This is a genomic window from Neorhizobium vignae (assembly GCF_000732195.1).
In the GTDB taxonomy this organism is placed as follows: domain Bacteria; phylum Pseudomonadota; class Alphaproteobacteria; order Rhizobiales; family Rhizobiaceae; genus Neorhizobium; species Neorhizobium vignae.
The window spans coordinates 142348-167924 of record NZ_JNNU01000008.1 but is presented as its reverse complement, the minus strand read 5'-3'; the positions used below and the strand labels follow the sequence as shown (position 1 = coordinate 167924).

Below are 25577 nucleotides of genomic sequence, written 5' to 3'. Positions count from 1 at the left end.
TTGCACCAGATAACAGCAAAACAGGATTTCCACCCTTTGGTGGTCACGGCTGCGTGCCGGTGACTGCCGTCGCGATCGATAAGACGCCTATCGTGCCATTCGACAATCAACGGCAGCAAGCTTTCTGCGCCACGGAATAGTTTCAGGTGATCGCCGACAGCCGCCGTCGATCGTCGTGACCGAATTCGGCTTGCGGCCGGCGATCGCCGCACCCGAGGCGGCGTCACTGCCACCGGCACACGCGGTGATGTAGAGGCCGACGGTGTGTGGGTTGGGCGGCAGGATCTCCAGCCCTTGGCGACGGCACCATCCGGAAAAATGCTTCCAGTCGGAGGCATAGGCCTTGCGCGTATTGGCGGAACTGGCAGCCTCGACATAATTGCGCGCTTGGTCGGCAAGCTGCTCGAGGTGGGCGGGCAATTCCGTCCTGGTGAGCCGATCCGTGACCATGGCGTAGGAGATCAGCTTCGGCAGATGGTCGTCGAATTCCATGATTTCCATCGGCGCGAACTTGAGTTTGCCTGCCTCGCTCGATGGAGCGATGCGGATAAGCAGGATGTAGTAGGTGACGATGATGTCGTCGCCCGGTCCGGCGTCGATCACGTGGTTGCAGTTGTGCCGCCGAACGCCATGGGTGATGGGCTCGTAGGCCTTCAGGAATGCCGCCAACTCCTCTTTGCCGGCACTTCGGCCAAGCGGATGATCGACGATCACATCGTCCGAGAACGCGGCAAGTAGTTCCTCCGGTTGCCAGCGGTCGAACAGGAAATTGACCCGGTTCACGAAATCAATAGCTTCGAACCGGGTATCGGCGTCGATCCGCCGCTTCGGTTGGGTAAGCGGCATGGCGCTGGTGCTCATGGACGATTCCTTCAGAGGTTGGAGGGCAACACGTCGCCGCGGCCCGAGAAGACAGGGGTCTGAGGAGCTCGATAACTGCCGGGCGCCTTTGGATGGGTGCTACACGAGCGAGTCCACGACACCGCCGTCGACTCTCAGCGCCGCGCCGGTCGTGGCGGACGAGAGAGGAGAGGCGACATAGACCACCATATTCGCGACTTCCTCGACGGTTGCCGGCCGCTGGAGAACTGAGGTCGGGCGATGTGTTTTGACGAAGTCGATGCCGACTTGCTCGAAGGTCCGCTCGGAGGTGACGTGCCCCTTGAGCATCTCGGCGGCGCCTTCGGACATGGTCGGGCCGGGTAGCACCGAGTTCACCGTCACTCCCGTGCCAGCCATGCGCTTGGCAAGACCGCGCGCGACAGCGACGTCGGCGGTCTTGCTGACGCCGTAGTGGATCATCTCGACGGGAATATTGAAGGCGGATTCCGAACCGAGGAAGATGAAGCGCCCCCACGACTTGGCAGCCATTTTCGGAAGGTAGGCACGAGCCAGGCGCACGCCGGCCATGACGTTGACCTGCCAGTGGCGGTCCCAGATCGCATCGTCGGTCTCGAAGAAATCCAGAGGCTGAAAGATGCCAAGATTGCTGACGACGATGTCCGGCTCCGGTTCGGCCAGGATCATGGCGTCGCATCCTTCGGCGCTGGCGAGATCGAGCGCATGACCGCGGGCACGGCTGCCGAGGCGCGCCACCGCCGTATCGACCTTATGCTGGGTGCGGCCGTTGATGATCACGTCTGCACCCGCCTCATGGAGCCCGCGGGCAATGGCAAATCCGATGCCTTCGGTAGATCCTGTAATGAGGGCGACTTTACCTGATAGGTCGATGTTCAACTTGCTTCTCCTGGAAAGATTGGCCGGGCGGCGCGTGCACCGCGCCGCCACCAGCATCTCGGACGGAGCCGGTGCTTCCGACCCGGTGATGGCGATGTTCCGTCGGGCGCGCCGGAGCGACTTACGCCGCCGCGTCCAGTGTATTGAAGGCGGCCCGATGCGACGCGACGAAGTCCTGAACGGTCATCGGCGGCACTCCCGTCACTTCGGCGATGATCTTGTCGGCGCCCGAGAATATGCCGTTCTGGTAATCGAGGGCGATCGCGCAGAAATGCTGGATCAGAAATTCCGGCAGGCCGAACTTTTCCAGGCGATCGCGATAGGCGGGGATGGTCAGCGGCTGGTAGCTGACCTTGCGGCCGAGCACCTCGCTGATGGCTGCGGCGATGCCCGGCTGGTCAAGCTCGGTCGGTCCGTGCAGCGTGTAGGTCTTGCCGATATGGGCGGCCGGATCGACCAGCAGCGCAGCAATCAACCGGGCCTGGTCCTCGGCGGCGATCGGCGCATGACGGCCAGCGCCGTAGGGCAGATCAATGATGCTCTGCTCGACGATCGTCTTGCGTGCAAACGGGTAGAGCAGCCATTGCGAGAAGAAGGTCGGCCGCAGGTGGATGGTGGGAACACCCGACCAGTCGAAGATCCGCTCGGCGATCCAGTGATCGCGCGCCGCATGGCTCTTGGAATCTTCGCGCGCGGAGATCTGCGACATGTTGATCACGGCTTTGAGCCCGGCGCGCTTGGCCGCGTCTGCGAAATATGCCGTCGTCTGGATGATGCCAGGACGGACGGGATAGCAGAAATAGGCGGCGGCGGTGCCGGCGGCGGCGCGGATAACGTCGTCATGCTCGAAGAGGTCGCCGACCACGACCTCCGCGCCGTCGCTGCGAAGCGCCTCGGCCCGCTGGTCCTCCTTGTGGACCATAGCCCTGACGGCATGACCCTTCTCGAGCAGACGTTGGACGGTGTAGCGGCCGGTCTCACCGGTCGCGCCGGTGACCAGGAACGTGTCGGTCATTTCTATCTCCTTGTGTTTGGCTGCATCATAAGGTGTGTAATTACACAGTTTTGGGTAAAAAAGGGAGCTACCCGCCGAGGTTCAGCTCCAGGATTTCATCGCGCATGCGCACGGCGCGGTCCTGTCCGACCTCCCGCTCAAACGCGGCCTGGGCGTTTTCCCAAAGGGGGACTGCCTCCGCCACCTTTGCGACGCCGGAGGGAGATAGGGTGACATCGAAGGCGCGGCCGCTGTCGGCTCTCCCGGCGACAACCCATCCGGCTGCCTGCAGCGGCTTCAGCGCGCGGACGAGCGTCGTACGCTCCATGCTAAGCATATGGGCCAGACTGGTGATCTTGAGGCTCTGGTAGGCTTCTAGCAGCGACAGGATGGAGAACTGCGAGACCGACAGTCCGGCAGGGGCCAGATGATTGTCGTAAAGACGGCTCAGATGCCGAGCGTTCTGGCGGGCGGCGAGGGCGTAACAGAGATGGGGACCAATGGGTGTCGGCATGGGGTACATCTAAATGTGCAATTGCACAGTGTCAAGTCCGAACCTCGGCGTTCGACGGACAAAGTAGCAGGCTCGCCACATCCCGATTCCAAGGTTCATTGCTTGAAGTGCAATTACACACTATATCCCGCAAGGTCGATGTTGAGTTTGGATCGCGCTCACGCGGCCACCCCAGAAATCACGCCTTCCGGAGAAACGTCATGACGGGCAGCAACGGAGAAAAGCACCCATTCCTCGATGATCTTGCCGATGACGCCGAACTGAGAGGGACGGTCCTGCGCCGTCCGGTTTCCGGCCGTGACAATATCAAGCGCCTGGTCGAGGCCGTCGGCACGCTCTATGCCTCGCAGACGCCGACCTTCTATGGGGCGATCGATCAGCGCCATTTCCTGCAATACAAGGCAACACTTCGCACCAGCCTCGATCTGGAAGCGGTAGGTGTCATCGAGCGCGACGAGGCCGGGCTCGTTCGGCGCGTGACGATGACGTTTTTGCCTTTGGACGCTGCGCTGTCGCTGTCGGCAGGACTGGGCGGCATTGTCGGGGAGGAGTTTGGTGACGATCTCTTTTACGACGCGTCGGTCAACGAGATCACGGCGTCCTGATTGCCAGACTCGCATACGATCGCACGCAATGGCGCCGGAGGCTGGGCTACAGCCAGCCCCCGGCTTTTTCCACGCCATCAGCCGCGAAGGAACGCCAGCAGATCGGCGTTCAATCGGTCCTTGTCGACATGCAGCAGCCCATGGGAGCCGCCTTCGTAGACAATGAGCTTGGCATGTGGAACGAGCCCGGCGGTCAGTTTCGCGGAGATTTCCAGCGGGACGATCTGGTCGTCGCTGCCGTGGACCACCAGCGCGGGAACGGTGATCTTCTTGAGGTCGTCGCGGAAATCGGTTTCGGAGAAGGCGCCAAGCGCATGATAGGCGGCAAGAAATCCGGTTGCCTGTCCCTGCCGCCAGTAGCTCTCCCGCAGGCCATCCGAGATGTGCGCCCCTGGCCGGTTGAAGCTGTAATATGGTATGGTGACGTCGAGATTCCACTGCGACCGGTTTGCCTGCACGGCGGCGCGGAATGTATCGAACAGCTCCTTCGGCGCTCCGGTTGGATTGGTCCCAGTCTTGAGCAGGAAGGGTGTCACCGAGGAGACGAAGGCGACCTTGGCGACGCGGCCCTGGCCGTGACGCGCTACATATCGTGCGACTTCCCCGCCGCCCATCGAATGGCCGACGAAGGTCGCCTCGCGCAGATCGAGCGCGTCGACCAGTTGCGCCAGATCATCGGCGAAGGTGTCGTAGTCGTAGCCGCTGGACGGCTGGCTCGACCGGCCGAAACCCCGACGGTCATGGGCGATGACGCGGTAGCCATTCTGCAACAGGAAGAACATCTGGTCTTCCCAGGCGTCGGACGAGAGCGGATAGCCATGGCTGAACACCACGGCCGGCCCGGTGCCCCAGTCCTTGAAATAGAGGCTGGTGCCGTCTTTCGTAACGAGGCGGTCGCCTGTGGCCTTGCCGGCGCGGGCAGGCGCGGGGGTCTTTGCATCGGCGGGGGATGCGCCGGCACCAGCCGCTGCAAGTCCGACGCCGGCGATGGCGGCCCCTTTCAGCAGGTTGCGCCGGGAAGCACTGTCGGGTGTTGAGATCGTAGACATGAGGAAACTCCGTGAGATTATGCCGCCTGGGCGGCGCGAGTGGGTAATGTGGTTGGACGTATCGGCGCGATGTTCAGGCCGGGTGCGGGGATCAGAAGCCGAGCCTGCGCAGATCCTCCGCGACGAACATCTGGCCGCTGCGATTCTTGACGCTCGGCAGCTCGGAGACTTTTGCGCGCCAGGACTTCAGCGCGGAATGATCTTCAGGGATGGCAATGCCGGCGGCGTCGGCAAACATCAGCCCGGCAAACACCGTGATGTCGGCCATCGAGAATGCATCGCCGGCGACGAACGACTGGTCCTGCAACAATCTGTCGAAATATGTCATGCCGGCGAGCGCCTTGTCGCGCTGGCGGTTGCCCCAGTCCTGGCGGCCAGCCCATTCCGGGCTCTTGAACACTTGTAGCTCGGCGCCGAGGCCGGGCGTCGCGTGGTGGAAATAGTTGCCGACCGCATCGAGCAGCTCGGTCTCGGCCCGCTTCTGCATCATGTGGATGACGGCCTTTTCCTTTGGCGTCTTGCCGGTGAGCCGCGGATCGCCGTCGAGATTGTCGAGGTATTCGGTGATGGCAGTGGCCTCCGCGATGTAGGTACCGTCCTCGAGCTGGAGCACCGGCAGCACGCCCGAGGGGTTCTTTTGGAGGAAGGCGGGTTGCTTGTGTTCGGCACCGATAAGATCGACGGAAACAAACTCAACCTGCGGTTCGAGGCCCTTCTCGGCGAGCACGACGCGGATGCGGGCTGGATTGGGAAAGCCGGGGCGATCGAAGATCTTCATAGGAGACTCCTTTTGTCTGTCTATCGATAGATAGGTTGGGCCTGTCGTTTATCCCTTCCCTTTTGCGGCGTCAACAACTATCTATCGAGTGATAGGTAAGGATCGATGATGGCAAAAACCAAAACGGATATGCGCGAGGCGGTCATGACCGCGGCAAGAGCGACGGTGCAGTCGCACGGCTACAATGCGCTTAGCTTTCGTGAGCTTGCGAAAGAAGTCGGCATTAAAAGTGCCAGCGTGCATTATCATTTCCCAACCAAGGGTAACCTCGGCGCCGCCTTGGCGCGTCGCTATACCGAGGAAGGGGCAGCCTATCTCGCTGAACTCCTGGCGAGGTCCGAGGATGCGAGTTGGTGCATGGACAGGTATACCGAGATATTTCGCTCGGCTCTGGCCAATGACAATCGCATGTGCCTGTGTGGCATCATGAGCGCGGAACTTGACGATCTTCCCGAGGAGGTCCGGGCCGAGGTCGATAAATTCGCCGCCATGAACGTCGGTTGGCTAGCCAAGGTGCTCTCGCGGGCAAAGCCTTCAGCCAGCGACCAGGACCTGCGGGAACACGCGATGGCGATCTTCGCAGCCATCGAGGGGGCACAGCTCGTTGCGCGCGGCTGTCAAGACATCGGCATCTATGACCGGACGATCCGGGCCTATCGGACGACGGGTCTCATCCCGTAATTGGCTGCGTCATATTTCCCAGTGACCTTAAAGGAAGCCCCTACGTTGGGCTCAGAGATGCAAGGCTGCCTGAAGAGGTTGAGTTCGTGCCGGCACGCCCATAATGCGGTTTGCAAATGTGGCATCGGCGCTTCTCGCCGGTAGCAGACGATGTATCGCCGGCTATATAAGCTGAGTCTCATCGCTCTTTCTTTGCGGTTTCGCAAACCGCACGCCAGCTCCTCCACCGTTTTCTGGTATGAATTCTACACCTGCGCTTTCAAGCGCAATCTGAATAGCCTTCAGGTTGGCAGTTGTAATCGGTGGGGATCCATTGTCCGCCTCGGCGCGCCGGACGGTCGAGATACCGATCTCAGCCGCCGCAGCGAGATCATCAGCACTCCAGCGCACCAAGCCCCTTGCCGCGCGTATTTGTGCCCCGGTAATAACTTTCATCTGCAATTCCGTTGAACCATTTCAGTTCATATGATACATAAAAGTTCTCTCATCCCTCGTTTGCAGACTGCATCTTGGGGCGGAGTGAGACGGTTGCCTCTACTGTTGCGAGCAGCATAGGCAACCTAACCAAAATCTAGCTGTTTGGAGCTTGGATCATGGCTGATTCTGAGAATAGCAGAACTTTGTCAGCAATCACCCGCCGAAAATTACCGTGGGCAGAACTGGGGGCGATCCTCACGGATCTCGTTTTGATCGGAGGCGGTCCCAATGGCCTCTTTCGGGGATAAGGATGTCTCTCCTGGGACCACGCGCAGGAACTTCCTTTCACGCGCTGCGGCTTCGATTGCAGCGGCGCCCGCACCGGCAGGTGCAATCGTGCGGACGGAGAGACCGGAGCAAGGCGATCCGGTGGTATCAATTTGGAGAGATTGGGTGGTCGCCCACAGGCTCTGCGGTGAAGCCTGCCGTCGGCAGCAAAAGCTTGAAACGGAATTGCTCCGAGAATTCGGTAGTTTGCCCCGCATAAAAGTTCCCTTGTCCGAAGACTGTGGTTTCATCTGGGCCTATTCCACCCGGGAGATCGACCGTCTTTTGCCGGCCGCTGATCAGGATGAAATGCGACGGCAAGCAAGGGCCGCACTGGCCGCAAGCCGGAGCGAATGGAAGACGGCGGACAAGCGGGTCGGATATACGAGGGCGAAAAAAGCCGAGGAGGAAATCGCAGATGTCGAGGAGGCGTTGGCAAAGGAATTATGGAGCGCGGCGCCTCGATCTGTCGCCGGCGTCGCGGTGAAGCTGCATTCCCTCCTGGAAATGGAGGATCCACGCTCTGCCCTCCAGGAAGCGCCGTGGCCGGAGCTTCGGACGATCCTGGCCGATCTTGTGCGGATTTGCGCAGGTCCGAATGCGATCTGAGCCCACACCGGCCACTCAACCGAGGGACGGCGGGTAGCGCTGTGTGGGTCTTTGCCGCGTATGGGACCAAAGCCCCCCGGAACGAGCCCCCACCACTTGCGTTCTTCTAAGTTCGGAACCCATGGAGCACCTCATGGACCATGATCTCTGGGATGGGCCAATTGAGGTCGTTATTGGCCCGGGCGACCACTTCAAGAGCATTGGCGGCAGCAGGGACGCCCTGGCATACTTGATGACTTGCTGGCCCCAAAAGGGAGGTTCAGCAGTGCCTGCGTGACCTCGCCGCTTCTCCTGCCGCAATCTGGCGTCCAACTAGTTTGGTTTCAATCAGTCGCCATTCGGATTTCAGCTAGTCATCCCTTGACTTTCAATCGGTCATCCTCATAGTTTCAAACGGTTATCAAAGGAACGAGGCTATGCCGCTGTATCGAAGGCTCGTTGAGCAACGCGTTGCCGACGCCATGTCAGACACGCGAGTCGTGCTGATCGTGGGTCCTCGACAATCCGGAAAAACAACGTTGGCGAAGAAGATGGCCAACGAGGGGATGGAGTATTACACGCTAGACAATGCGACGACGCTCAGTGCCGCGCGACGGGATCCAGTTGGCTTTGTAAGAGGAATGGATCGCGCCATTCTCGATGAAATTCAGCGCGCTCCCGAGCTGTTGTTGGCGATCAAGGAAAGCGTGGATACCGACGAGCGTCCAGGGCGTTTCCTCCTGACCGGTTCAGCCAATCTCATGACGCTGCCACGCGTCGCAGACTCGCTCGCAGGGCGTATGGAGGTCGTCCGATTGCTGCCGCTCGCTCAAAGCGAGATCAGAACGGCCGGTGGAAGCTTTTTGGTCGACGCCTTCCGAAACGAAGCTAAAGCCGGACAACCAATCGTCGGTGACGACCTAGTGGCTGCAGTTCTGGCAGGTGGATATCCGGAGGCATTGGGTCGCAAAACCTTGAACCGCAGACGGGACTGGTATGGGGATTATATCCAAGCGATCGTTCAACGCGACGTTCGCGATGTAGCGCAAATCGAGCAGACCGCGCAGATGCCGCGCCTGCTACGCATTCTGGCGGAACATTCGGGACAACTCGTGAACTATTCCGGAATTGGCGCCGCCATCGGGATGAACCACGTCACCACGCAAAAATACGTTGCCATATTCGAAAGCCTATTCCTCGCCAGAACGATCCAGCCCTGGTTTTCCAACAAACTGAAACGCCTGACCAAAACCCCCAAAATACATTTCCTCGATTCTGGTCTTCTTGCCTCCCTTCGCGACCTCTCTCTCGAGAGACTCCGGGATGACAGAGGGCCGTTCGGAGCGTTGCTGGAGACTTTCGTCTTTGGCGAGGTCCTTAAACTCGCCAGCAGCGGACATACCCGCTTTGAGTTTTCACACTTTCGCGACAAGCAGCAGAACGAAGTCGATATCGTCATCGAAGACAGAAGAGGGAGAGTTGTCGGTATCGAGATAAAAGCGGCGGCATCCGTCTCGGCTTCCGATTTTTCCGGATTGCGAATGTTGGCCGAAGCATGTGGAGAGCGGTTTGTTTCAGGCATGGTCCTGTACGACCATGACAAGGTGGTCCCGTTCGGGGAGCGCCTGTCCGCCGTGCCAATTTCGGCATTGTGGCGTTAGCGCGTAGGAATTTAGCTTCAGTCTCCAGACTCAAGCATTCTTGAAACTTCGACGGTTTCGTTAAAAAATGGACCTCCGGTTCGATTTCCGTCGACTGCAAGCAAGATGTAGAATGACGGGGTCGCAGGTTCTACTCCCATCAAGGCGACCGATTTGCTCCACTTTCACGGAGTTGGAACGGCAACCGGAACTTATTCTGCTTGTTTACGGTGGCCGAGAGATTTCAGTTCAAGATTGTTGGTAGCAATCCGGTCGAGAGCAACAACGTGCTCCGCTTATGGGTTTGGTTGTTTTGCCGCAACTGCTCGCTCGGCAAACGTCTTGCCGCCCTTCATTTTGTTGTTCAACGACGCCTCATTGATTTGGATAACAACTGCATCGGCCGTCACACCGAGATGTGTTACCAAGGCGGCAGTGATATCGAGCATCATCGCCCGCTTTTGTTCATCGGTGCGACCGGCGGCCAAGTTGATGGTTATCTCTGGCATGGGATTTCATTCCTCTGACACACTCGTGGGGGAGCTGTAATGACGCCGATAAGCGGCGACACCTATGTGCCGGTCGTCAAACCTCTTCCACGCAACCAACCTCACTCAAGCTGGCAAGGAAGCGCCGTTATTAGCCAGTCTGGCTAGTAACGCTGCCTGAGAATTACAGGACCGAGACGTTCTCTGCCTCGGATTTCCGTGTCGGTTGGAAACCTGCCGCTTGAAAATTCGGCTTTCCACGTTGATGAAAGTGGTGTTGTTGGCGCTCGGTTGCGCCAACTGGGAATGAGGCTGTCAACCTTCGGCTTTCTGATTGACAACCGACGTGGCGATCGATGTCAGCGCAAGATCTGTCGCCTGCTCTTCATCGAGCGTGGTCTGCAGGAGCTTGGCGGCATCCTTCATTCCGAGTTCCAGTGCCCAAGTTCTCAGGGTACCGTAGCGCGACATCTCGTAATGCTCGACGGCTTGTGCCGCGGCGAGAAGCCCTGCGTCGAGGGCGGGAGACCCGGCATATTCCTTCATGATCTCGTCGCCTTCGTCGGTAATTCCGAGAATGGCGTCGCAGGTCTTCTTTTCCGGCTTGGCGCCGATGATCTTGAACACCTGCTCGAGGCGCTCGACATGCACCTTCGTCTCAGCGAGATGCTTGGTGAATGCGGCCTTGAGCTCCTTGCTCTTGGCGGCCTTTTCCATCTTCGGAAGGGTATCGACGATCTTGCCTTCAGCAAAATAGACGTCCTTCAATGTATCGTGAAACAGCTCGTCGAGCTTCTTGACTTCCTTGGCCATGATCATCTCCTGATTGTGGCCAGCATCCGGTGACCTCGGTAGGCAAGTCGAATGCGCGTCCCGAACGACGCGCACGCTGATGTCAGAGCCCGGCTCCGCGATAGCGTCCGCGTTCCTGCTCGATCTGCTCGGGACCGTAGGGATCGAGGCTGTCGTCGAATTTCGTCCAGCCCTGCGCATTGTAGGCGGCACGGCGCTCTGCCGGATCAACCCAGTTCGAGCGCTTGAGGATCGTTTCAGCTTCCGGAACGAGCGCGTCGTCGACCTTCGCCGTAACGAGCGAGCCGCCGCGACGGACACCTTCGGCATAGACGTGGGCATCTTCTTCCGAGACGCCAGAACTCGTCATCGCCCCGATAATTCCGCCTGCGGTGCCACCGGCGACCGCGCCAGCAACCGCGCCCACTGCCGTGGCAGCAAGCCAACCGGCTGCGACGACCGGGCCGACACCAGGGATAGCCATCAGGCCCAAGCCGGTCAGTAGACCGCCCGCGCCACCGACGACGGCACCGATGCCAGCACCCGTGCCGGCACCTTCGCCCGCATTGGAATCGCCGTGGCGGTTGTCGGCATTGTTCGAGACGATGCTGATGTCTTTCGACGGCACGCCAGAGGATTCAAGCGCGCTGACGGCAGCGCTCGCATCAGTATAGTCGTCGAAAAGTCCTGTAATGGTTTCATGGGTATCTCCCTGAGATTATTGTTTAAATTATTTAGCGACGACGTTGCCCTGGTAGTCGAGGGCGATCTTGACGGCCTTGCCGTCTTTCATGCCAGCCGCCGTCCAGATGCCCTTGTCGTCTTTCTTCAGATCCTTGACGCCCGAGAAGCCGGCCTTCTCAATGCGGTCTTTCGCTTGGCCTTCCGTGAAGCTGTTAGCGCCCTCGACCGGAGCTGTGACGTTCTTGGAATCCGGTGTAGCGACGGCAGGCGTGTTGCCGTTCGCGTTCGGCGCGGGCGTCGTCTGAGCGAGCGCGACAACCGTCGACGCGCCAAGCAGCGCGGCTGCAAAAATTATCTTTTTCATGGAAGTTCCTTTTCCTCGGATCGGGGATCACAGATCCGTGAACAGACAACCCGCAGGCTCTCGATTGGTTCCGCAACTATCCAACGAGCGACACGTCTTGACCGGGTGCTGACAATCTTATGTTGGCGCATTGCTCGAATGCCGAGCTAGACGGGCTCCTAAAGGCTCTGAAACGGAATTTGGAATAAGGCGAACCCTTACGACCTATCGTGTTACCAGCCAATCGATACCGGGGTCCGACCAAGCGGCTTTCGGCACCGCCAGACTCATCTTGAACCTGCCGAATTCGATCGGTGCGTCTACACACTCGATGCCGAAAGTCGTCTCGAACATCTGGACGAAGTGGCGCGGCTTTCTCCGGACCGGGGTAACAATCGGCGCAGTCCATCCCGAGGCTCAGTCAGGTGCGACCGTCGACGGCGGGCGTACGTCGGCAGCTGAGGCGGAAGCCTTCATCGCATGGCGGGATGCCGCCCTGAGCCACATGTTCCAGCAGCTCGCGGCTGTCGAGGCGAGCGAGATCGCACCGCCGAGCATTGAAGAGTTCATCGGCGGCATCACGCCGATCGTCTGGCCGAACCCGTAAGAACAGCTGTTGGCGATGCAAGGGCCATGCATCGATCCGCCTTAACGCAGGCCCTCAACCCGACGCAGTACAGCAGGTTCAAAAAAGAAGAGGGCTCGCCCGTTTTTCCCGTTCGAGCCCTCAACAGTCTCTTGGCGATCGAATAAGTTGCACAACCATAAAGAGAGTGCATCACCCGAACGGGTTAGGTCTTCCCGACATGCTGACTTCAAATGGCGCCGGCTTTTATAGCGACATATATCGGCACGGCAGCAACCACGATAGCTGCCAGCCACGCGACTGCAAACTCAATCAGATACGCCCGCCGCGCTTTGGTGGATTCCCAGTCACTGTGCATCAAACGCCCCACATCAATGAGGCCGAATAAGCACCGTCTCCTTGAGGAGTCGAGTGCAGGTTTGCAACAGCTGAATTAGAACATCGAAAAGTAAACGATGGGCAGAAATGAGAGCAGCGTGAGGGACGTGCTGCGTTTCCGATCCTGCGCCTGCAGAAATCGTTCGATATCCCACTCGTAAGTCATGCGTCTCGAATGCCTCTGGTTTTCCGAGATCGTCCGATAGTCACCCATCCTTGAGTGAAGCTTAATTTAGAGGACACTCCTATGAGCGTCATCACTGCCGCGCAGATCCGCGCGGCTGCAAAATCGCGTGTCAACGAAGGCAACATGAACTCTGTCCTGGTCTCGCTTGAAAAGTTCGGGCTGGGGCTAGGGCTGAACCGGCCGCACCGGGTCGCCCACTACCTCGCGCAGCTCATGCACGAAACCGGAGCTTTCCGCTTTGATCAGGAAATCTGGGGACCGACGGCTGCCCAGGCCCGATATAATACCCGCACAGATCTCGGCAATACGCCGGCAGCCGATGGTGATGGCTACCTCTACCGGGGCCGCGCCGCCATTCAGATCGCCGACAAGTCGAACTATGCAGCCTCTGCAACTGTTGCCGGGAGAAGGGCTTCAACCCGCCGGATTTCGTGGCGCAGCCAGATCTGGTCAACACCGATCCATGGGAAGGCCTTGTGCCGCTCTGGTACTGGTCGACCCGGAACCTGAACGCCTACGCCGATCGCAACGACATCGAGACGTTCACTGTTGGTTTCCATGCGGAACTGAGCCGGTTAGACGCATAAGGGGGTGCGGACGAAAACTTGGACCACCAGGAGGTAGTTCATGTATTCCTACGCAAAGAGACTTCGAGCCGTTGAGCTCTACATCCGGCTTGGCAAGCTCAAGGCAACCATTCGTCAGTTGGGTTATCCAACAAAGAATGCCCTGAGGGGTTGGTACCGCGAGTACGTCGAGAATCGTGACTTGCGTGTTCAGGCGGTAGCTCGATCGCCAAAATTTTCCGAGGCCCAAAAGCAGGCTGCCCTTGAGCATTACCGCACTCACGATCGTTGCATCTCTTCGACGATGAGGGCGCTTGGCTACCCTGGTCGCGGAACTCTAACCGCATGAGTCAGGGAGGCTTTTCCGGAGGCGCTCATCCATGGTTGGTCGATCTTGGCGCCGTGGCTATTCCGATGAGATCCGGCAAGCGGGGGTTATAGGTCCTTGTCGTGGAGATGAAAGTTGGCCAGGCAGAGCGTGACAATCTCGGAAAAGGTTGTCCAGCGCTTGATGAAGCAGGAGCACTTGGTCGTCGCAAGACCCCGTCGAAAGCGTTTCGGATCCTATCTGGGAGAAATCAGTGCGGCGCCCGAGAACATAATCAATCGCGACTTCCATGCGAAAGCGCCGAACGTGAAGTGGCTGACAGACATCACCGAGTTCCAGATCCCAGCCGGGAAGGTCTACCTTTCGCCTATCATCGACTGCTTTGACGGTATGGTCATCAGCTGGTCGATTGGAACGCAACCCGATGCGGGGCTGGTCAACACCATGCTGGATGCAGCCATTGTGACCGTGACCGAAGGGAGGAACGGCCAATCGTCCATTCTGATCGCGGAGCTCATTATCGCTGGCCAGGCTGGCTAACCCGGATCAGCGAAGCGAAACTGGTTCGCTCGATGTCCCGAAAGGGTTGCTCGCAAGACAACGCCACGTGCGAAGGCTTCTTCGGCCGGTAGAAAACCGAACTCTTCTATCCCCGGGACTGGAAGGCCATGACAATCGAACAGTTCGTCGGCGAGGTGGATGCCTATATCCGCTGGTACAATGAGAAGCGCATAAATATATCGCTGGGATCGCTCAGCCCGGTCGAATATCGTAAAAGCCTCGGCCTGATCATAAAAAGCTGTTCAACTTTTTATCCGCACCCCCACCGGCTCAGTTCCGCGTGGAAACCAACAACATAGGGATGCCTGAAGCCGACATCCCTCAGTCAGCACTCGATGCAGCGCTTGAAGCGGCGCCATCAACCGCGACAGACCTCATGTGAGGCGGAGGTTCGCAACGAGGCGTTCGGCGGTTGGATGCTGGCAGGGCGATGCGCGCCGCTGTCCGCCACGTTTGAGATCGCCGGAAAAATGGTGAGACCGTTTAATTCGGGGGGTCTGGCGCGGTGGAGGATCATACTGTCCGCCCGACGAGCATCCTGCTATTCGTCAAGCAAAAGGCGGCCGGCGGCCGAGAGCGACATCGCGGTCACATCGTCTGAGAGAGGAAAGGCCTCTCCACCAGGATAGACAACGATCCGTTTTTGCGGCTGGAGATCCTCACAAGCGAGGTAAAAACCTTTTTCGAGTTTCGGCGATAGACTTCGCTTGATCTCTATTGCCCAGGGTTTTTGGCCTGGAGGGGTCAGCAGCAGATCGATTTCGGCGCCGGCCGCTGTACGGTAGAAGTTGGCCGCTGTACCGTCAGGCGATGCGGCGATCAGTGTTTCGATCACGAAGCCCTCCCAACTGGAGCCGACAATTGGATGTCCTAGCAGTTGTTCAGCGCTTCCAAGTCCGAGAAGCGCATGGGCAATGCCGCTGTCCCTTACATAGATTTTTGGTGATTTGACCAGCCGCTTACCGACGTTGGCATGCCAGGGTTCAAGGCGGCGCACGAGAAGCAGGTCGACGAGAAGATCGAGATAGGAAGCAACGGTCTTGCCATCAACTCCAAGGGAACGGGCGAGTTCGGCTGCGTTGAGGAGTCCGGACTGGTGGTGTGCCAGCATGGTCCAGAACCTTCTCAGCGTTTCGGCGGGGATGCGCGGCCCCAGAAGCGGAATATCTCGTTCGAGATAGGTGCGAATGAAGTCCTGTCTCCAGCGCATGCTCCCACGGTCGCTGGAAGCAAGGAAACTATCGGGAAAGCCGCCCCGCAGCCAAAGTCTATCGAGGACCTCTACCGACACTTCCAGTGCGTCGACGGGCTGCATTTCAAGATAAGCGATGCGGCCGGCGAGCGTCTCACCGGACTGTTTGAGAAGATCGATGGAAGCCGAACCGAGCAGCAGGAACTGGCCGGCGCGCCGTCCAGCCCGGCGGTTGCGATCGATCAAGCCACGTAGGACTTGGAATACGTTCGGCAGACGGTGAACCTCATCAAGGATGACCAGCTTGTCGTCATGACTTGCCAAATAAAGCTCCGGTTCCGACAGCTTGGCTCGATCCGTCTCCGATTCCAAATCCAGATAGATGGAGGGGCGGGTCTTGCCGATATCGATCGCCAGCGTCGTCTTGCCGACTTGACGAGGGCCGAGCAGGGCGACAGCAGCCCTGTCGTCAACGAGATCCAGGAGTTTGGCTTCGATTCTGCGTTCGATCATCCTTGCATTTATGGATCTGTATTCCAGAATTGCAAGGATTTTCTGACTCATGGGATGAGCCGGGCTGCCCTACCGCTGCGCCGTGTGGCGTTGTTGTGGTAGCTGGATGCTTGCTGCACCGAGCGATGCCGTGACTGCTCCATAGCCTCGGGGAGCGGAATGCCGCGATTGGCGGCTTCCGTGAGATACCCTGAGCGAAGCCCATGGGCTGAGAAATCAGAACTATCCAGCCCAGCCATCTCCGCCCGCTGCTTGAGGATGGCATTGACAGACTGCGGATCAAGTGCGTGCCGCGACACAGTCCCCCAACGCCCGATCCCCCGGAACACGCTCCCGCTCTCGATTTTCGCCGCCGTCATCCAGGCCTTCAGCGCCTCCACCGGCCGGCCAGTCAGATAGACGATCTCGTCCTGCTCGCCGCTGCTGGTTTTGGTGCGACCGAGATGGATGGCGAGAGAGGGGAGGGGGCTCCCGCCTTCGTCCGGAATCGAAGCCTCCACGGTTAGCTGCTCGCGGCGCAGTCCGGCGATCTCGCTCCGCCGGCGACCGCCGGAGGCAAAGGCGACCATCAGGATCGCCCGGTCGCGGAGATCGCGCAGACTGTCGGTCGCGCAGGTCGCCAGCAATTTAGCCAGCACGTCACCGGTGACGGCCTTGGCGCTTTTGCGGAGACGTTGTCTTGGCGCGGCTCGGATTGCCAGCCGAATGGCTGATTTGAGGGCAGGGGAGGCGAAGGCGCCGTCGAGCCCACGCCATTTGGTCAGCGTCGACCAGCTGGCCAGGCGACGCCGCACTGTATTTGGTGCGTGTGGGCCGATGGCCTTTAAGAAACCCTGACCGCGAAGATTTTGCTCGACGTCTGCCGGCATGCCGTGATCCGGGTTCTCGGCGCGTTTTTGCGGATCCCACAAATGATGGGCCACGAATTTCAACAGTAGAGCTTCCGGGGCCGGCCAGGGCAGTGACTTGCCTGTTGCCGCCAGCGACCAGGCCTGCAGATAGGCGAGGTCGGAGGTCAGTGCACGCAGCGTGTTGTCACCCATGCCCTCGTTGACCAGGTGCCGGAGCGTCTCGACGTCTTGGTCAGTGAGCAGTTCAGCGAGCTCGTCACGCCGCTCCAGTGGCAGAACGGCCGCGATGGTGTCGAGTTCATGAGCGCGCCGGTCGACCGGGCCTCGGCCACTGCTAGTCATGTTGTTGACGAGGCCGGATGTAGCTTCAGATCCGTCTGGCTGAAATCACGCCCCTTGCATAGCAATGGCGCCTTGGCAATCGAGGCAACGGCGTAGGAAAAGCAGTCACCGATGTTGAGGGCAGCTGGATGGCGCCCCCGGCCGAACCTCTCGAAAGCGTCTTCGGCCGCACGATAATGCTTCTCGTCGAAAGCGACGGTCGAGACATTCGGCGTTTCGGCGAGCTGCCTGATCATTTTTGCTGAGCTGGCAAAACCTTTGCCAGTCAGGACCATCCGCACTTCGAACAAGGTGGGCCAACCGATGATGACAGGCTCGCGCCCCATCAGCGGTCTGAACGTGGCGGCTTCCGGCTCATTCATAGATATGGCAATGATGACCGAAGTGTCGACTGCGATCACATCGGTAGGCCGTTCTCATCGTAGAACTCATCGTGGGCGGACGTGGCGCCGGCTGGAATGTTGCGCCGATCCTCGGCCGCCAGGTCCCAAACGGCGTCCATTGGATAACGGGTCTTGTCGCTACGCAGCTCCTGGTCATAATGCTCCAACGCCAGCTCAACGAGCCGGTTGATTGGCTGGCCGGTTCGGCGGGCAAGCGCGTGAGCAAGATCGCGGGCCTTGCTGCTGCGGATAGATAGCTGCGGTTCAGACATGGCGTTCCTCATCGGAATTGCCGTCCAAACATAGCGATTACGAAGTGAGATAGCAAACAACTAGGCTTAGATGGCTAACCATCGATAATAGGTACTTATCGATGGCTAGGCGTGGCCTAGTGCATCATAAGGAGTGAAGAATGATAACTCCGAGATAGCATTCGTTTAGCAAATCATTTACCATGATTTCAATGACTTACGATCTCGCGAAAATCAGCATGAGCGCCCTAATGCGACCGGCTTTCGACGCCGGCATCGCGCTTGCGCGCTTGGACGAACGCATCGCCCGCTCGCCGGTCGGGCAAGGCTTTATCGAGGCGCAGCCAATTCACCGACGCCTGCGCCTCGCTGTGGATCGACGGTGACCTGGTCCATCTCGACGACCTCGTCCTCCATGACGCCACGCGGGATATTCGCACACCCACCCATGAACTGACAATCGCCCGCGACGTGCTGCGCACCCGCCGGCGCATTGTATCGCACGCACCAGATTGGGTGTTGTCGGCAGAGGGTAGACGCCTTCGCGTTGAAGAAGATCGGCGCGGTTGACGCCAGCCGCCATGACTTTGATCAGAAGATCGTCTGGGCGCAATTCGGGCATGGGTGCATCGGCGAGGCGCAGAACATCCGCGCCTCCGAAGTCATCGAAGATGATCGCCTTCATTTGGATATCTCCTTACTTGGAAAGGGCCCGGCAGGCGATGCTTGCAGCAAAGAGAGGGGTTTCACGACTGTTGTGGTCGCCGCCTGCTGCCTGACGGTCTGCCGCAGCATCTTCGAACTTGATGCTGTGCTCGCTGAGGAAAGCCATGAACATATCCGTCGGGTGGGCGGTAACCTTGTTGGTATAGCGGGTCCTGCCATCGTCGATCTTCTCGGCAATCAGTTCCCAAACGACATTGACCTGAGTCCGGCCATTGGCTGTGAACACATCGGAGATCGAGTTCATGCGGCAGTAGGCAGGCTCGGCGACCTCGGCCACATAATGCTGCACGACGAGGCCCGAGCCGATCTGCTCAACATTGATCGACATGCGACGACCGTCGTCGGTCCATGTGACGCCGGCTGCAATGTGATCAGGCGGGCAGCAGCGTAGGTATTCGGCTTCCGGCAGGGTGAAGAGCCAGTCGGCAATGTCGATCTTTTCGAGCGGAACGTCGATCTCTGCGGAATAGGCGGACTGGGAGAGAATTGTGTCTAGGACCTTGACCATTGGTGTGTTCCTTCTGTTTGTTGGGCGACCGCCCGTTGACGAGAAGGAAAGTGCTCCGGATGCCCGCAGATGATAACGAACTGAATGGTCGAAACGGTTTTGCGCTGTAGGCAAAGATGAGAGACCCACGGTTCGCTGAACATCTCGCTGTTTATGTCGACGTGGTCCGCACTGGGAGCTTCTCAGCTGCCTCTCGGCGTAGGGCTGTGACGCCTTCGGCTGTCGTTCGACAGATCGATGCGCTCGAGCAGGACCTGGGTGTTGCTCTCCTTGTTCGCTCGACACGGGCGTTGTCATTGACGGACGCGGGCCGTCACCTGTTTGAGCGCGCCCAGCGCCTGCTCGATGACCTGGCCGATACCCATGCCGAAGTTTCCGCCTTCGATAGTGCGGTCAGCGGCACGCTCCGCATCGCTTGTTTCCCAACCTTCGGGAAACGCTATGTCATTCCTGTTCTCGTATCGCTAGCGCAGGAACACCCGGGCCTGCATGTCGAGCTGGATCTTACCGAGCGGCTGGCTGATCCCGTGGCCGAACGGCTCGACCTCGTGGTGAGGATGGGGGAGCTTGCGGACAGCTCCCTGATTGCCACGAAGCTTGCTCCGCTTGACCGTATCCTCGTTGCAAGCCGTGGCTATGTCGAACAGCATGGCGAGCCGGAAGACGAGACTGCGCTCCGCCATCATCGCCTTCTCGACAAGCTGCATGGAAATGATCTGCTCGGATGGTCTGACATTCTCGGAAGCTCCGCCGGCGAAGCCTGCAAGCAAGTGGCTTTCCGGTCCGATGATTTTGAGGCGTTAAACAGCGCTGCGATCTCCGGGATGGGAGTGGCCTTTTTGCCAAGCTGGGTTTCGGGCCCCTCCACCCAGGCAGGCGATCTCATCCGGCTGAAACTACGTGGCGAGCGGTGGAACGAGCGATCGTCAGGCATCTATCTCCTGCGCGCCCTGGAGGTGCCGTCCGCCAAGGTCAGGGCGTTTACGGAAGCACTCAAGGCGCATGTCGGCGCACCGCCGAGGTGGAGTTGAAGTGGGGAATAGCAACGGTCGGCAAATCAAATGCTTAGGAAGTCAGTGGTCCCACAACTTGTCGAGTGACGGTCCGTTTCCCGTCAAGAGCTTGGGACCCCGTTCCATGCGGTAACGCTCTCCGATCGAGAGCGCATTGCCCGCTCGCCGATCGGTGTGAACCTAACCGCTATCGCTTCACCGCGACGCATTTCACCTCCGCAAGCAAGCCAGGATGTGCGAGTTCGGATACGCCGATGCGAGTCCATGCGTAGGTTCCTTTTGGAAAGACTTCGTTCTTTGCCATCCGGAAAATATCCATGTGCTTCGACATCTCCACATGATAGCTAGTCATCTCCACCACGTCGTCGAAGGTGCAGTCTGCGGCCTCAAGGACGATGCGGAGGTTCTCCCATATGGCCCTGAACTGTTCTCGCGGGTCCTCAATCACCTGCAAGTCCCTCGTGCGGCCGACTTGCCCGACGACGTAGATCGTATCGCCAACCTTAACCGCTGGGGCATATCCTGCGCGGGCGACGATTTCGCGCATTTCCTCCGGAATAATGACTTCTCGACCCATTGGCCTGAACTTTCCTGTTAAATATGGGCGGCCCCGGTAGGGAAGGGCGGCGCCGCCTTGGAAACCACGAGCGATTACCTAATGCGAGAGAATATGACTTGCAATAGAAACCGAACGGTTCCATATTGTCTCCATGGTTAAACGCAGTCAGACATCCCCGTCCGTTGGACGCCCTCGCGAATTCGAACTCGACGACGCAGTACGCAAGGCGATGGGCGTGTTCTGGGACCGTGGATATCACGATGCGTCTTTGCCCGACCTGCTCGAAGGCATGGAGCTATCGAGAGGTAGTTTTTACAAGGCGTTCGTGGACAAGCGGGGCGTCTATCTCCGCGCGCTTGATGTCTATATCGAAGATGCCATTCGTAAGCTTGGCGAAATCCTGCATACTAACCCGTCGCCAAAAGCGGCAATTCGAGAAGCCTTTTCGCGGCAGGTTGAGGATTCTTCAGGCAAAGAGGGCCTGCGCGGTTGCTTTGTCGTATTGTCGGCCGTCGAAATGCTTCCCGCGGACGAAGAGGTTTCCGCTCGAATTGCACGACTGTTTAGGCGACTGCAGGATCTTTATGCGGCTGCCATCATAAGAGCTCAAGCCCTTGGTGAGATTGATCCTGGGCTGGACGAGCGAACTCTGGCGAGGTTCCTCGTGTGTCAGATCCAAGGAATGAGAGTTCTAGGGAAAACAGGAGCGGATCGCGAGGACACCAGGGCGATGGTCGACTTCGCGCTGAAGCCGCTCGACTGACTTTAATTAGGAACTATTAAGTTCCGAATTCACGCCTTTTGTAACTCGCTTCTGCGGTTTCGATTCTCGATATGGAGAGAACGTTGATACAATCCCATGACGCCAAGCAAAGTCTTGATCCGCGCAGGTGGACGGCATTGGCCATCTTGTTGACCGGAGCTTTTCTGCCTCCGCTGGATTTCTTCATCGTCAATGTGGCGCTGCCCTCTATCCGGGAGGACTTTCAGGCCTCCGCCTCGACGATGCAGCTGATTATTTCAGGCTATGCCACCACCTACGCAGTCATGCTGATCACCGGTGGCAGGCTTGGCGACCTTTATGGTCGACGAAACGTCTTTCTGGCTGGAATGGTCGCGTTCGCCGCCGCCTCTGCCTTGTGCGGCTTTGCCTGGTCCCCCTCGGTCCTGATCGCCAGCAGGATCCTCCAGGGGTTTGCGGCAGCAATCATGGCGCCGCAAGCTTTGGCGTCAATCAATGCAATTTTTCCCGACCACGAAAAGTCGAAGGCACTCAGCTTTTATGCGCTGACATTCGGGGTGGCATCAATGGCTGGCCTGTTTCTCGGTGGGGCGCTGATTGCACTGGATGTCTTTGGTCTTGGATGGAGAGCCATTTTCCTCATCAACCTTCCCGTGATCGCAATAGCCGCGCCGGCCGCGCTGGTAATGTTGCGCGAGACCCGATCGGAGCATGCGAGGAAGCTGGATATGGGTGGAGCGATGCTGATCGCAGTTGCGTTGTTTGCGCTGATCTCGCCGCTCATTGAGGGCCGTGAACAAGGGTGGCCGATCTGGTCGATCTTGATGCTATCGGCTTCCCTGCCACTTCTTCTGCTGTTTTGGCGCTACGAGCAAAGGGTGGGGGCCGCGGGGGGAGATCCGATTGTCGAACCTCGGCTGCTCCAGGTAACGGGATTGAAGCGCGGGCTGCTCTCAGCCCTGTTCTTCTATGCCTTTGCGGCTTTCTGGCTGACATTTTCGGTCTACCAACAGGGCGGCCTTGGCCGCACGCCTTTCGAGGCTGGAGTTGCAATCCTTCCCGCGGCCCTCGGGTTCGTTTTGGGACCATTCGCGAGCGGGAGCATCCTGCGCGTCTTCGGTAGGTATTCTGCCGCCGCAGGCATGACCCTGGAAGCGGCTGGATTGTTCGGGACCGCGGCCCTGATCTCTTTCGGGGCACCAGAGTTCCTATTCGTTGCCCTGTTCTTTGTTGGCGCCGGTCAGGGAATTGCGCTCCCAAACCTGGTGAAGACTGTCGTTCAGCGGGTTGACCCGGCGCGGTCGGGTTTGGCCTCAGGCCTGGTCAATTCGATGCTTCAGATAGGCGGCGCTTTGGCAACAGCGCTTATCGGCGGATTGTTTTTCTCAATCCTGGGTTCAGCATCCGATGAGAGATCCATCGGCCATGCCTACAGCGTCGCAGCCGTCGCGATTGGTCTTTGTCTCATCATTGCAGGCTGGCTTTCTGCCGGCCTTCCATCGAACAAAGAAGTCCACCGATGAGTGCGAACGTTGAGAAGCCTAGCCATCGGCTCGTCCGTTGACGGTGTGACCATTCCCTCTCTCAGTCGGCCCCCCCCTCGGACAATCCATTTCTCTGCCGATCGAATTGCAACATTTTGAGGTAACCCCATGAACAACATTCCCACTCCTCCGCTTGCGGGAAGGCGCGCGCTGGTGACCGGTGCGGCACGCGGTATCGGTGCGGCCATCGCTTTAAAACTGGCCGAAGATGGTGCCGACGTCGCGATCACCTATGAGAGGTCGGCGGAAAAGGCCGAAGCCCTCGCAGCCGAGATCCGAGTGATGGGCCGCAAAGCCATTGCCATTCAAGCTGATGCCGCGAGCCCGGAGGCTGCTAAAGCCGCGGTTGAGCGGACTGTAGCTGACCTCGGCGGCCTCGACATCCTAGTCAACAATGCCGGCGTCCTGTTTGCAGGTGAGTTCTCCTCACAGCCACTGGACGAGATCGATCTTCAACTGAATGTTAATGTGCGCGGTGTCTTTTTGATCACTCAGGCAGCGTTGAAGCACATCCCGGACGGAGGCCGCATCATCAGCACCGGCAGCAATGCAGGCCTGGCTGTCCCTTTCGCAGGAATTGCGGTCTATGCAGCGACCAAATCCGCTCTGGAAAGTTTTACGCGTGGTCTCGCGCGTGAGCTGGGTCCGCGGGAAATTACCGTCAATCTGGTCCGGCCTGGCCCGATCGACACCGACATGAACCCGGCCCATGGCGCTCTAGCACCTGCGATCTTGCCGAGCCTGTCGATTGCCCGATACGGTCGGACCCGAGAGGTCGCAGAGGCCGTTGCGTTCCTTGCGGGGCCAGGCGCTGGCTATATCACCGGCTCGGGCATTCTCGTCGATGGCGGCATAAGCGCTTGAACTTTAGGCAAGGCGGGACCTGCGATTGGCAAGCCAGGTTCTCGCCGCGAAATTGGAGATAGACATGGAATATACGCGCCTTGGAAATACGGGCCTTGAGGTTTCCCGGCTCTGCCTTGGGTGCATGAGCTATGGCGAGCCCGATCGTGGAAGCCACCCCTGGACGCTAACGGAAGAACAAAGCCGCCCCTTTATCCGCAAAGCAATCGAATTGGGGATCAACTTCTTCGATACCGCCAACGTCTACTCGGATGGAACGAGCGAAGAAATCCTCGGCCGCGCGATAGGGGACTACTCGACGAGAGACGACGTGGTCATCGCCACAAAGGTCAACGGTCGGATTAAGCCCGGACCAAATGGGGCCGGCCTGTCGCGAAAAGCTATTCTTTCGCAGATCGATGCCAGCCTGAAGCGGTTGGGGACTGACTATGTCGATCTCTACCAGATCCACCGCTTCGACCACCACACGCCGATCGAGGAAACGCTGGAAGCGTTGCATGACGTCGTAAAGGCGGGCAAAGCCCGCTACATCGGTGCGTCGTCGATGTACGCGTGGCAGTTCTCGAAAATGCTCGCTGTCTCGCAGGCGAACGGATGGTCACGGTTCGTATCCATGCAGAACCACCTGAACCTGCTGTATCGTGAAGAGGAGAGAGAGATGCTCCCGCTTTGCAAAGCCGAGGGTATTGGCGTTATCCCGTGGAGCCCGCTCGCACGTGGCCGTCTGACCCGCGATTGGAGCGCGCAGAGCGATCGCTCCGAAACTGACGAGATCGGAAAGGGCCTTTACACCCGCACCACTGAGGACGCCGACAGACGCGTGGCGGAGGCGGTTGCCAGGATTGCGCAGGAGAGGGAAGTGCCCAGAGCACAGATTGCGCTGGCATGGGTTCTATCTAAATCCGAGATCACCGCACCCATCATCGGCGCAACCAAGTTGCAGCACTTGGACGACGCCGTCGCCGCGCTTTCCATCAGGCTCACCGACGCTGAAATACAAGCTCTTGAGATCAACTACATTCCCCACTCTGTCGTCGGGTTTTCCTGACGACAGAGTGTTGGTTCGACTGATCTGGCGGCAACAGGCTGAAACACGTGAATATGGAGAAAGCATTTGAAGACAATCGGTATACTTGGCGGAATGTCCGCGGCCTCGACCCAGATTTATTATCGGGAACTCTGCAGGCTGACGCGCGAGCGCCTTGGAGGACTTCATTCTCCCGAGCTGCTCATACGATCGGTCGACTTCGACGAAATCGAAAAGTTACAGGCATCCTCCGAGTGGGACGCGGCGGCAGATATCCTCAATGAAAAAGCCATTGCTCTGGAGCGCGGAGGTGCCGACTTGCTTATCATGGCGACCAATACCATGCATAAGGTGGCGGACAAGATCCTGAGCGGGGTCTCGATCCCGTTCGTACACATCGCGGATGCAACTGCGACCGCCATCCTGGACGGAGGTTTCCGCAGGCCGGGCCTGATGGCGACCGCCTTCACTATGGAACAGAATTTCTACACCGACCGGCTGACCGCGCGAGGACTGTCACCAACAGTTCCTGACGCCGATGATCGAGCGGAAACTCACCGCATCATCTATGACGAGTTGTGTCGCGATGTGGTTCGCGAGGAAAGTCGCTTGACGTATGAACGGATTGCGCAGGGACTGATTGATCAAGGCAGTGATTGTCTTATCCTAGGCTGTACCGAGGTAGGGATGCTGTTGAATCAGGGTAATGTCGGCGTCCCCGTCTTCGATACGACCCTGGTTCACTGTGAAGCCGCCCTTCGAGCTGCTTTGCAGTGACATGCTGCCCATGGGCGACTGGTTTGCGGGAGCATGCGAGAG

Annotated in this window: 28 protein-coding genes and 4 pseudogenes; 14 read left to right on the top strand and 18 right to left on the bottom strand. The window is 58.8% G+C overall.

Annotated features, from left to right (window positions below; translation table 11 throughout):
* Nucleotides 1-145 precede the first annotated feature (145 nt).
* The 5 genes and pseudogenes from GQ59_RS33605 to GQ59_RS15690 all read right to left on the bottom strand — a co-directional run.
* Nucleotides 146-423, bottom strand: a pseudogene (locus GQ59_RS33605) (integrase); the annotation flags it as partial.
* Nucleotides 424-489: 66 nt separating this feature from the next.
* A pseudogene (locus GQ59_RS33600) lies at nucleotides 490-846 on the bottom strand (nuclear transport factor 2 family protein); the annotation flags it as partial.
* 114 nt (nucleotides 847-960) lie between these two features.
* On the bottom strand, nucleotides 961-1737 hold the full coding sequence (locus tag GQ59_RS15700) for an SDR family NAD(P)-dependent oxidoreductase (protein WP_037082781.1): 777 nt from the start codon (nucleotides 1735-1737) through the stop codon (nucleotides 961-963).
* Nucleotides 1738-1858: 121 nt separating this feature from the next.
* Nucleotides 1859-2752: an NmrA family NAD(P)-binding protein gene (locus tag GQ59_RS15695; protein ID WP_037082778.1), complete on the bottom strand. Its 894-nt coding sequence runs from the start codon at nucleotides 2750-2752 to the stop codon at nucleotides 1859-1861.
* 67 nt (nucleotides 2753-2819) lie between these two features.
* Complete coding sequence (locus GQ59_RS15690; RefSeq protein WP_037082776.1) at nucleotides 2820-3245, bottom strand: MarR family winged helix-turn-helix transcriptional regulator; 426 nt, start codon at nucleotides 3243-3245, stop codon at nucleotides 2820-2822.
* A 200-nt stretch (nucleotides 3246-3445) separates the two neighbouring features.
* Between GQ59_RS15690 and GQ59_RS15685 the strand changes: the two genes are divergently transcribed.
* Nucleotides 3446-3850: a hypothetical protein gene (locus GQ59_RS15685; protein ID WP_037082774.1), complete on the top strand. Its 405-nt coding sequence runs from the start codon at nucleotides 3446-3448 to the stop codon at nucleotides 3848-3850.
* 77 nt (nucleotides 3851-3927) lie between these two features.
* Here the strand turns inward: GQ59_RS15685 and GQ59_RS15680 are convergent, their stop codons facing one another.
* Entirely contained in the window at nucleotides 3928-4899 is a 972-nt protein-coding gene (locus GQ59_RS15680) for an alpha/beta fold hydrolase (RefSeq protein ID WP_037082771.1), read from the bottom strand.
* 91 nt (nucleotides 4900-4990) lie between these two features.
* Nucleotides 4991-5677, bottom strand: coding sequence for a glutathione S-transferase family protein (locus tag GQ59_RS15675; protein ID WP_037082770.1), 687 nt, complete (start codon nucleotides 5675-5677; stop codon nucleotides 4991-4993).
* Between the two features lie 105 nt (nucleotides 5678-5782).
* Between GQ59_RS15675 and GQ59_RS15670 the strand changes: the two genes are divergently transcribed.
* Complete coding sequence (locus tag GQ59_RS15670; protein WP_037082767.1) at nucleotides 5783-6358, top strand: TetR/AcrR family transcriptional regulator; 576 nt, start codon at nucleotides 5783-5785, stop codon at nucleotides 6356-6358.
* Between the two features lie 162 nt (nucleotides 6359-6520).
* Here GQ59_RS15670 and GQ59_RS15665 read toward each other — a convergent pair whose 3' ends face one another.
* On the bottom strand, nucleotides 6521-6793 hold the full coding sequence (locus GQ59_RS15665; RefSeq protein ID WP_037082765.1) for a helix-turn-helix domain-containing protein: 273 nt from the start codon (nucleotides 6791-6793) through the stop codon (nucleotides 6521-6523).
* A 435-nt stretch (nucleotides 6794-7228) separates the two neighbouring features.
* Here GQ59_RS15665 and GQ59_RS15660 point away from each other — a divergent pair, with 435 nt between their 5' ends.
* Nucleotides 7229-7711 carry a hypothetical protein gene (locus tag GQ59_RS15660; RefSeq protein ID WP_152564344.1) on the top strand — a complete coding sequence of 161 codons (483 nt, stop codon included), beginning with the start codon at nucleotides 7229-7231 and terminating at the stop codon, nucleotides 7709-7711.
* A 416-nt stretch (nucleotides 7712-8127) separates the two neighbouring features.
* Nucleotides 8128-9351, top strand: a complete 1224-nt coding sequence (locus tag GQ59_RS15655; protein ID WP_037082762.1) for an ATP-binding protein — start codon at nucleotides 8128-8130, stop codon at nucleotides 9349-9351.
* Between the two features lie 275 nt (nucleotides 9352-9626).
* Here GQ59_RS15655 and GQ59_RS15650 read toward each other — a convergent pair whose 3' ends face one another.
* The 4 genes from GQ59_RS15650 to GQ59_RS15635 all read right to left on the bottom strand — a co-directional run bounded on the left by GQ59_RS15650 (nucleotide 9627) and on the right by GQ59_RS15635 (nucleotide 11658).
* A complete protein-coding gene (locus GQ59_RS15650) occupies nucleotides 9627-9839 on the bottom strand; it encodes a tautomerase family protein (RefSeq protein ID WP_037082761.1) in 213 nt (70 codons plus the stop codon).
* Between the two features lie 294 nt (nucleotides 9840-10133).
* Nucleotides 10134-10631, bottom strand: a complete 498-nt coding sequence (locus GQ59_RS15645) for a YciE/YciF ferroxidase family protein (protein ID WP_152564343.1) — start codon at nucleotides 10629-10631, stop codon at nucleotides 10134-10136.
* An 82-nt stretch (nucleotides 10632-10713) separates the two neighbouring features.
* The gene (locus GQ59_RS15640; protein ID WP_037082759.1) at nucleotides 10714-11304 is read right to left on the bottom strand and encodes a general stress protein; all 591 of its coding nucleotides are present in this window, start codon (nucleotides 11302-11304) and stop codon (nucleotides 10714-10716) included.
* Nucleotides 11305-11340: 36 nt separating this feature from the next.
* On the bottom strand, nucleotides 11341-11658 hold the full coding sequence (locus GQ59_RS15635) for a hypothetical protein (protein ID WP_037082757.1): 318 nt from the start codon (nucleotides 11656-11658) through the stop codon (nucleotides 11341-11343).
* 271 nt (nucleotides 11659-11929) lie between these two features.
* On the opposite strand from GQ59_RS15635, the gene GQ59_RS15630 reads away from it, so the two are divergent.
* The 3 genes and pseudogenes from GQ59_RS15630 to GQ59_RS31205 form a co-directional block, all read left to right on the top strand.
* On the top strand, nucleotides 11930-12244 hold the full coding sequence (locus GQ59_RS15630) for a hypothetical protein (protein WP_152564342.1): 315 nt from the start codon (nucleotides 11930-11932) through the stop codon (nucleotides 12242-12244).
* Nucleotides 12245-12848: 604 nt separating this feature from the next.
* Nucleotides 12849-13298 carry a hypothetical protein gene (locus tag GQ59_RS15625; protein WP_051903985.1) on the top strand — a complete coding sequence of 150 codons (450 nt, stop codon included), beginning with the start codon at nucleotides 12849-12851 and terminating at the stop codon, nucleotides 13296-13298.
* 117 nt (nucleotides 13299-13415) lie between these two features.
* Nucleotides 13416-14476, top strand: a pseudogene (locus tag GQ59_RS31205) (IS3 family transposase); the annotation flags it as partial.
* A 308-nt stretch (nucleotides 14477-14784) separates the two neighbouring features.
* Here GQ59_RS31205 and GQ59_RS15615 read toward each other — a convergent pair.
* Genes GQ59_RS15615 through GQ59_RS15600 form a run of 4 tightly spaced genes read right to left on the bottom strand, consistent with a single transcriptional unit; the run spans nucleotide 14785 to nucleotide 17796 of the window.
* Entirely contained in the window at nucleotides 14785-15948 is a 1164-nt protein-coding gene (locus tag GQ59_RS15615) for an ATP-binding protein (protein WP_037082752.1), read from the bottom strand.
* A 47-nt stretch (nucleotides 15949-15995) separates the two neighbouring features.
* Nucleotides 15996-17141 (bottom strand): site-specific integrase, encoded by a 1146-nt coding sequence (locus GQ59_RS15610; protein WP_037082750.1) that lies wholly within the window; start codon nucleotides 17139-17141, stop codon nucleotides 15996-15998.
* On the bottom strand, nucleotides 17138-17542 hold the full coding sequence (locus tag GQ59_RS15605; protein ID WP_037082747.1) for a type II toxin-antitoxin system VapC family toxin: 405 nt from the start codon (nucleotides 17540-17542) through the stop codon (nucleotides 17138-17140). The genes GQ59_RS15610 and GQ59_RS15605 overlap by 4 nt, the downstream gene beginning before the upstream one ends.
* Complete coding sequence (locus GQ59_RS15600; protein ID WP_037083133.1) at nucleotides 17539-17796, bottom strand: type II toxin-antitoxin system VapB family antitoxin; 258 nt, start codon at nucleotides 17794-17796, stop codon at nucleotides 17539-17541. The genes GQ59_RS15605 and GQ59_RS15600 overlap by 4 nt, the downstream gene beginning before the upstream one ends.
* Before the next feature lie 182 nt (nucleotides 17797-17978).
* On the opposite strand from GQ59_RS15600, the pseudogene GQ59_RS31200 reads away from it, so the two are divergent.
* Nucleotides 17979-18315, top strand: a pseudogene (locus GQ59_RS31200) (hypothetical protein); the annotation flags it as partial.
* Nucleotides 18316-18472: 157 nt separating this feature from the next.
* Here the strand turns inward: GQ59_RS31200 and GQ59_RS15590 are convergent.
* Entirely contained in the window at nucleotides 18473-19009 is a 537-nt protein-coding gene (locus GQ59_RS15590) for a hypothetical protein (protein WP_037082743.1), read from the bottom strand.
* A 116-nt stretch (nucleotides 19010-19125) separates the two neighbouring features.
* Between GQ59_RS15590 and GQ59_RS15585 the strand changes: the two genes are divergently transcribed.
* Nucleotides 19126-20040 carry a LysR family transcriptional regulator gene (locus GQ59_RS15585; protein WP_037082741.1) on the top strand — a complete coding sequence of 305 codons (915 nt, stop codon included), beginning with the start codon at nucleotides 19126-19128 and terminating at the stop codon, nucleotides 20038-20040.
* A 169-nt stretch (nucleotides 20041-20209) separates the two neighbouring features.
* Here GQ59_RS15585 and GQ59_RS15580 read toward each other — a convergent pair whose 3' ends face one another.
* Nucleotides 20210-20599, bottom strand: a complete 390-nt coding sequence (locus GQ59_RS15580; RefSeq protein ID WP_037082739.1) for a RidA family protein — start codon at nucleotides 20597-20599, stop codon at nucleotides 20210-20212.
* A 211-nt stretch (nucleotides 20600-20810) separates the two neighbouring features.
* Between GQ59_RS15580 and GQ59_RS15575 the strand changes: the two genes are divergently transcribed.
* The 5 genes from GQ59_RS15575 to GQ59_RS15555 all read left to right on the top strand — a co-directional run bounded on the left by GQ59_RS15575 (nucleotide 20811) and on the right by GQ59_RS15555 (nucleotide 25535).
* Complete coding sequence (locus GQ59_RS15575) at nucleotides 20811-21344, top strand: TetR/AcrR family transcriptional regulator (protein WP_037083130.1); 534 nt, start codon at nucleotides 20811-20813, stop codon at nucleotides 21342-21344.
* An 83-nt stretch (nucleotides 21345-21427) separates the two neighbouring features.
* Nucleotides 21428-22846, top strand: a complete 1419-nt coding sequence (locus GQ59_RS15570) for an MFS transporter (RefSeq protein ID WP_037082737.1) — start codon at nucleotides 21428-21430, stop codon at nucleotides 22844-22846.
* A gap of 129 nt (nucleotides 22847-22975) precedes the next feature.
* Nucleotides 22976-23731, top strand: coding sequence for an SDR family oxidoreductase (locus GQ59_RS15565; protein ID WP_037082735.1), 756 nt, complete (start codon nucleotides 22976-22978; stop codon nucleotides 23729-23731).
* Nucleotides 23732-23795: 64 nt separating this feature from the next.
* The gene (locus GQ59_RS15560; protein WP_037082732.1) at nucleotides 23796-24779 is read left to right on the top strand and encodes an aldo/keto reductase; all 984 of its coding nucleotides are present in this window, start codon (nucleotides 23796-23798) and stop codon (nucleotides 24777-24779) included.
* A 66-nt stretch (nucleotides 24780-24845) separates the two neighbouring features.
* Nucleotides 24846-25535 (top strand): aspartate/glutamate racemase family protein, encoded by a 690-nt coding sequence (locus GQ59_RS15555; RefSeq protein WP_037082729.1) that lies wholly within the window; start codon nucleotides 24846-24848, stop codon nucleotides 25533-25535.
* The last annotated feature ends 42 nt before the right edge of the window (nucleotides 25536-25577 follow it).

Excerpts from the sequence above, each read along its gene's own strand:
- GQ59_RS15695 (WP_037082778.1), bottom strand. The coding sequence starts at position 2,752 with ATGACCGACACGTTCCTGGTCACCGGCGCGACCGGTGAGACCGGCCGC.
- GQ59_RS15690 (WP_037082776.1), bottom strand. The coding sequence starts at position 3,245 with ATGCCGACACCCATTGGTCCCCATCTCTGTTACGCCCTCGCCGCCCGC.
- GQ59_RS15685 (WP_037082774.1), top strand. The coding sequence starts at position 3,446 with ATGACGGGCAGCAACGGAGAAAAGCACCCATTCCTCGATGATCTTGCC.
- GQ59_RS15680 (WP_037082771.1), bottom strand. The coding sequence starts at position 4,899 with ATGTCTACGATCTCAACACCCGACAGTGCTTCCCGGCGCAACCTGCTG.
- GQ59_RS15675 (WP_037082770.1), bottom strand. The coding sequence starts at position 5,677 with ATGAAGATCTTCGATCGCCCCGGCTTTCCCAATCCAGCCCGCATCCGC.
- GQ59_RS15670 (WP_037082767.1), top strand. The coding sequence starts at position 5,783 with ATGATGGCAAAAACCAAAACGGATATGCGCGAGGCGGTCATGACCGCG.
- GQ59_RS15665 (WP_037082765.1), bottom strand. The coding sequence starts at position 6,793 with ATGAAAGTTATTACCGGGGCACAAATACGCGCGGCAAGGGGCTTGGTG.
- GQ59_RS15655 (WP_037082762.1), top strand. The coding sequence starts at position 8,128 with ATGCCGCTGTATCGAAGGCTCGTTGAGCAACGCGTTGCCGACGCCATG.
- GQ59_RS15650 (WP_037082761.1), bottom strand. The coding sequence starts at position 9,839 with ATGCCAGAGATAACCATCAACTTGGCCGCCGGTCGCACCGATGAACAA.
- GQ59_RS15645 (WP_152564343.1), bottom strand. The coding sequence starts at position 10,631 with ATGGCCAAGGAAGTCAAGAAGCTCGACGAGCTGTTTCACGATACATTG.
- GQ59_RS15635 (WP_037082757.1), bottom strand. The coding sequence starts at position 11,658 with ATGAAAAAGATAATTTTTGCAGCCGCGCTGCTTGGCGCGTCGACGGTT.
- GQ59_RS15625 (WP_051903985.1), top strand. The coding sequence starts at position 12,849 with ATGAGCGTCATCACTGCCGCGCAGATCCGCGCGGCTGCAAAATCGCGT.
- GQ59_RS15615 (WP_037082752.1), bottom strand. The coding sequence starts at position 15,948 with ATGATCGAACGCAGAATCGAAGCCAAACTCCTGGATCTCGTTGACGAC.
- GQ59_RS15610 (WP_037082750.1), bottom strand. The coding sequence starts at position 17,141 with ATGACTAGCAGTGGCCGAGGCCCGGTCGACCGGCGCGCTCATGAACTC.
- GQ59_RS15600 (WP_037083133.1), bottom strand. The coding sequence starts at position 17,796 with ATGTCTGAACCGCAGCTATCTATCCGCAGCAGCAAGGCCCGCGATCTT.
- GQ59_RS15590 (WP_037082743.1), bottom strand. The coding sequence starts at position 19,009 with ATGGTCAAGGTCCTAGACACAATTCTCTCCCAGTCCGCCTATTCCGCA.
- GQ59_RS15585 (WP_037082741.1), top strand. The coding sequence starts at position 19,126 with ATGAGAGACCCACGGTTCGCTGAACATCTCGCTGTTTATGTCGACGTG.
- GQ59_RS15580 (WP_037082739.1), bottom strand. The coding sequence starts at position 20,599 with ATGGGTCGAGAAGTCATTATTCCGGAGGAAATGCGCGAAATCGTCGCC.
- GQ59_RS15575 (WP_037083130.1), top strand. The coding sequence starts at position 20,811 with ATGGGCGTGTTCTGGGACCGTGGATATCACGATGCGTCTTTGCCCGAC.
- GQ59_RS15565 (WP_037082735.1), top strand. The coding sequence starts at position 22,976 with ATGAACAACATTCCCACTCCTCCGCTTGCGGGAAGGCGCGCGCTGGTG.
- GQ59_RS15560 (WP_037082732.1), top strand. The coding sequence starts at position 23,796 with ATGGAATATACGCGCCTTGGAAATACGGGCCTTGAGGTTTCCCGGCTC.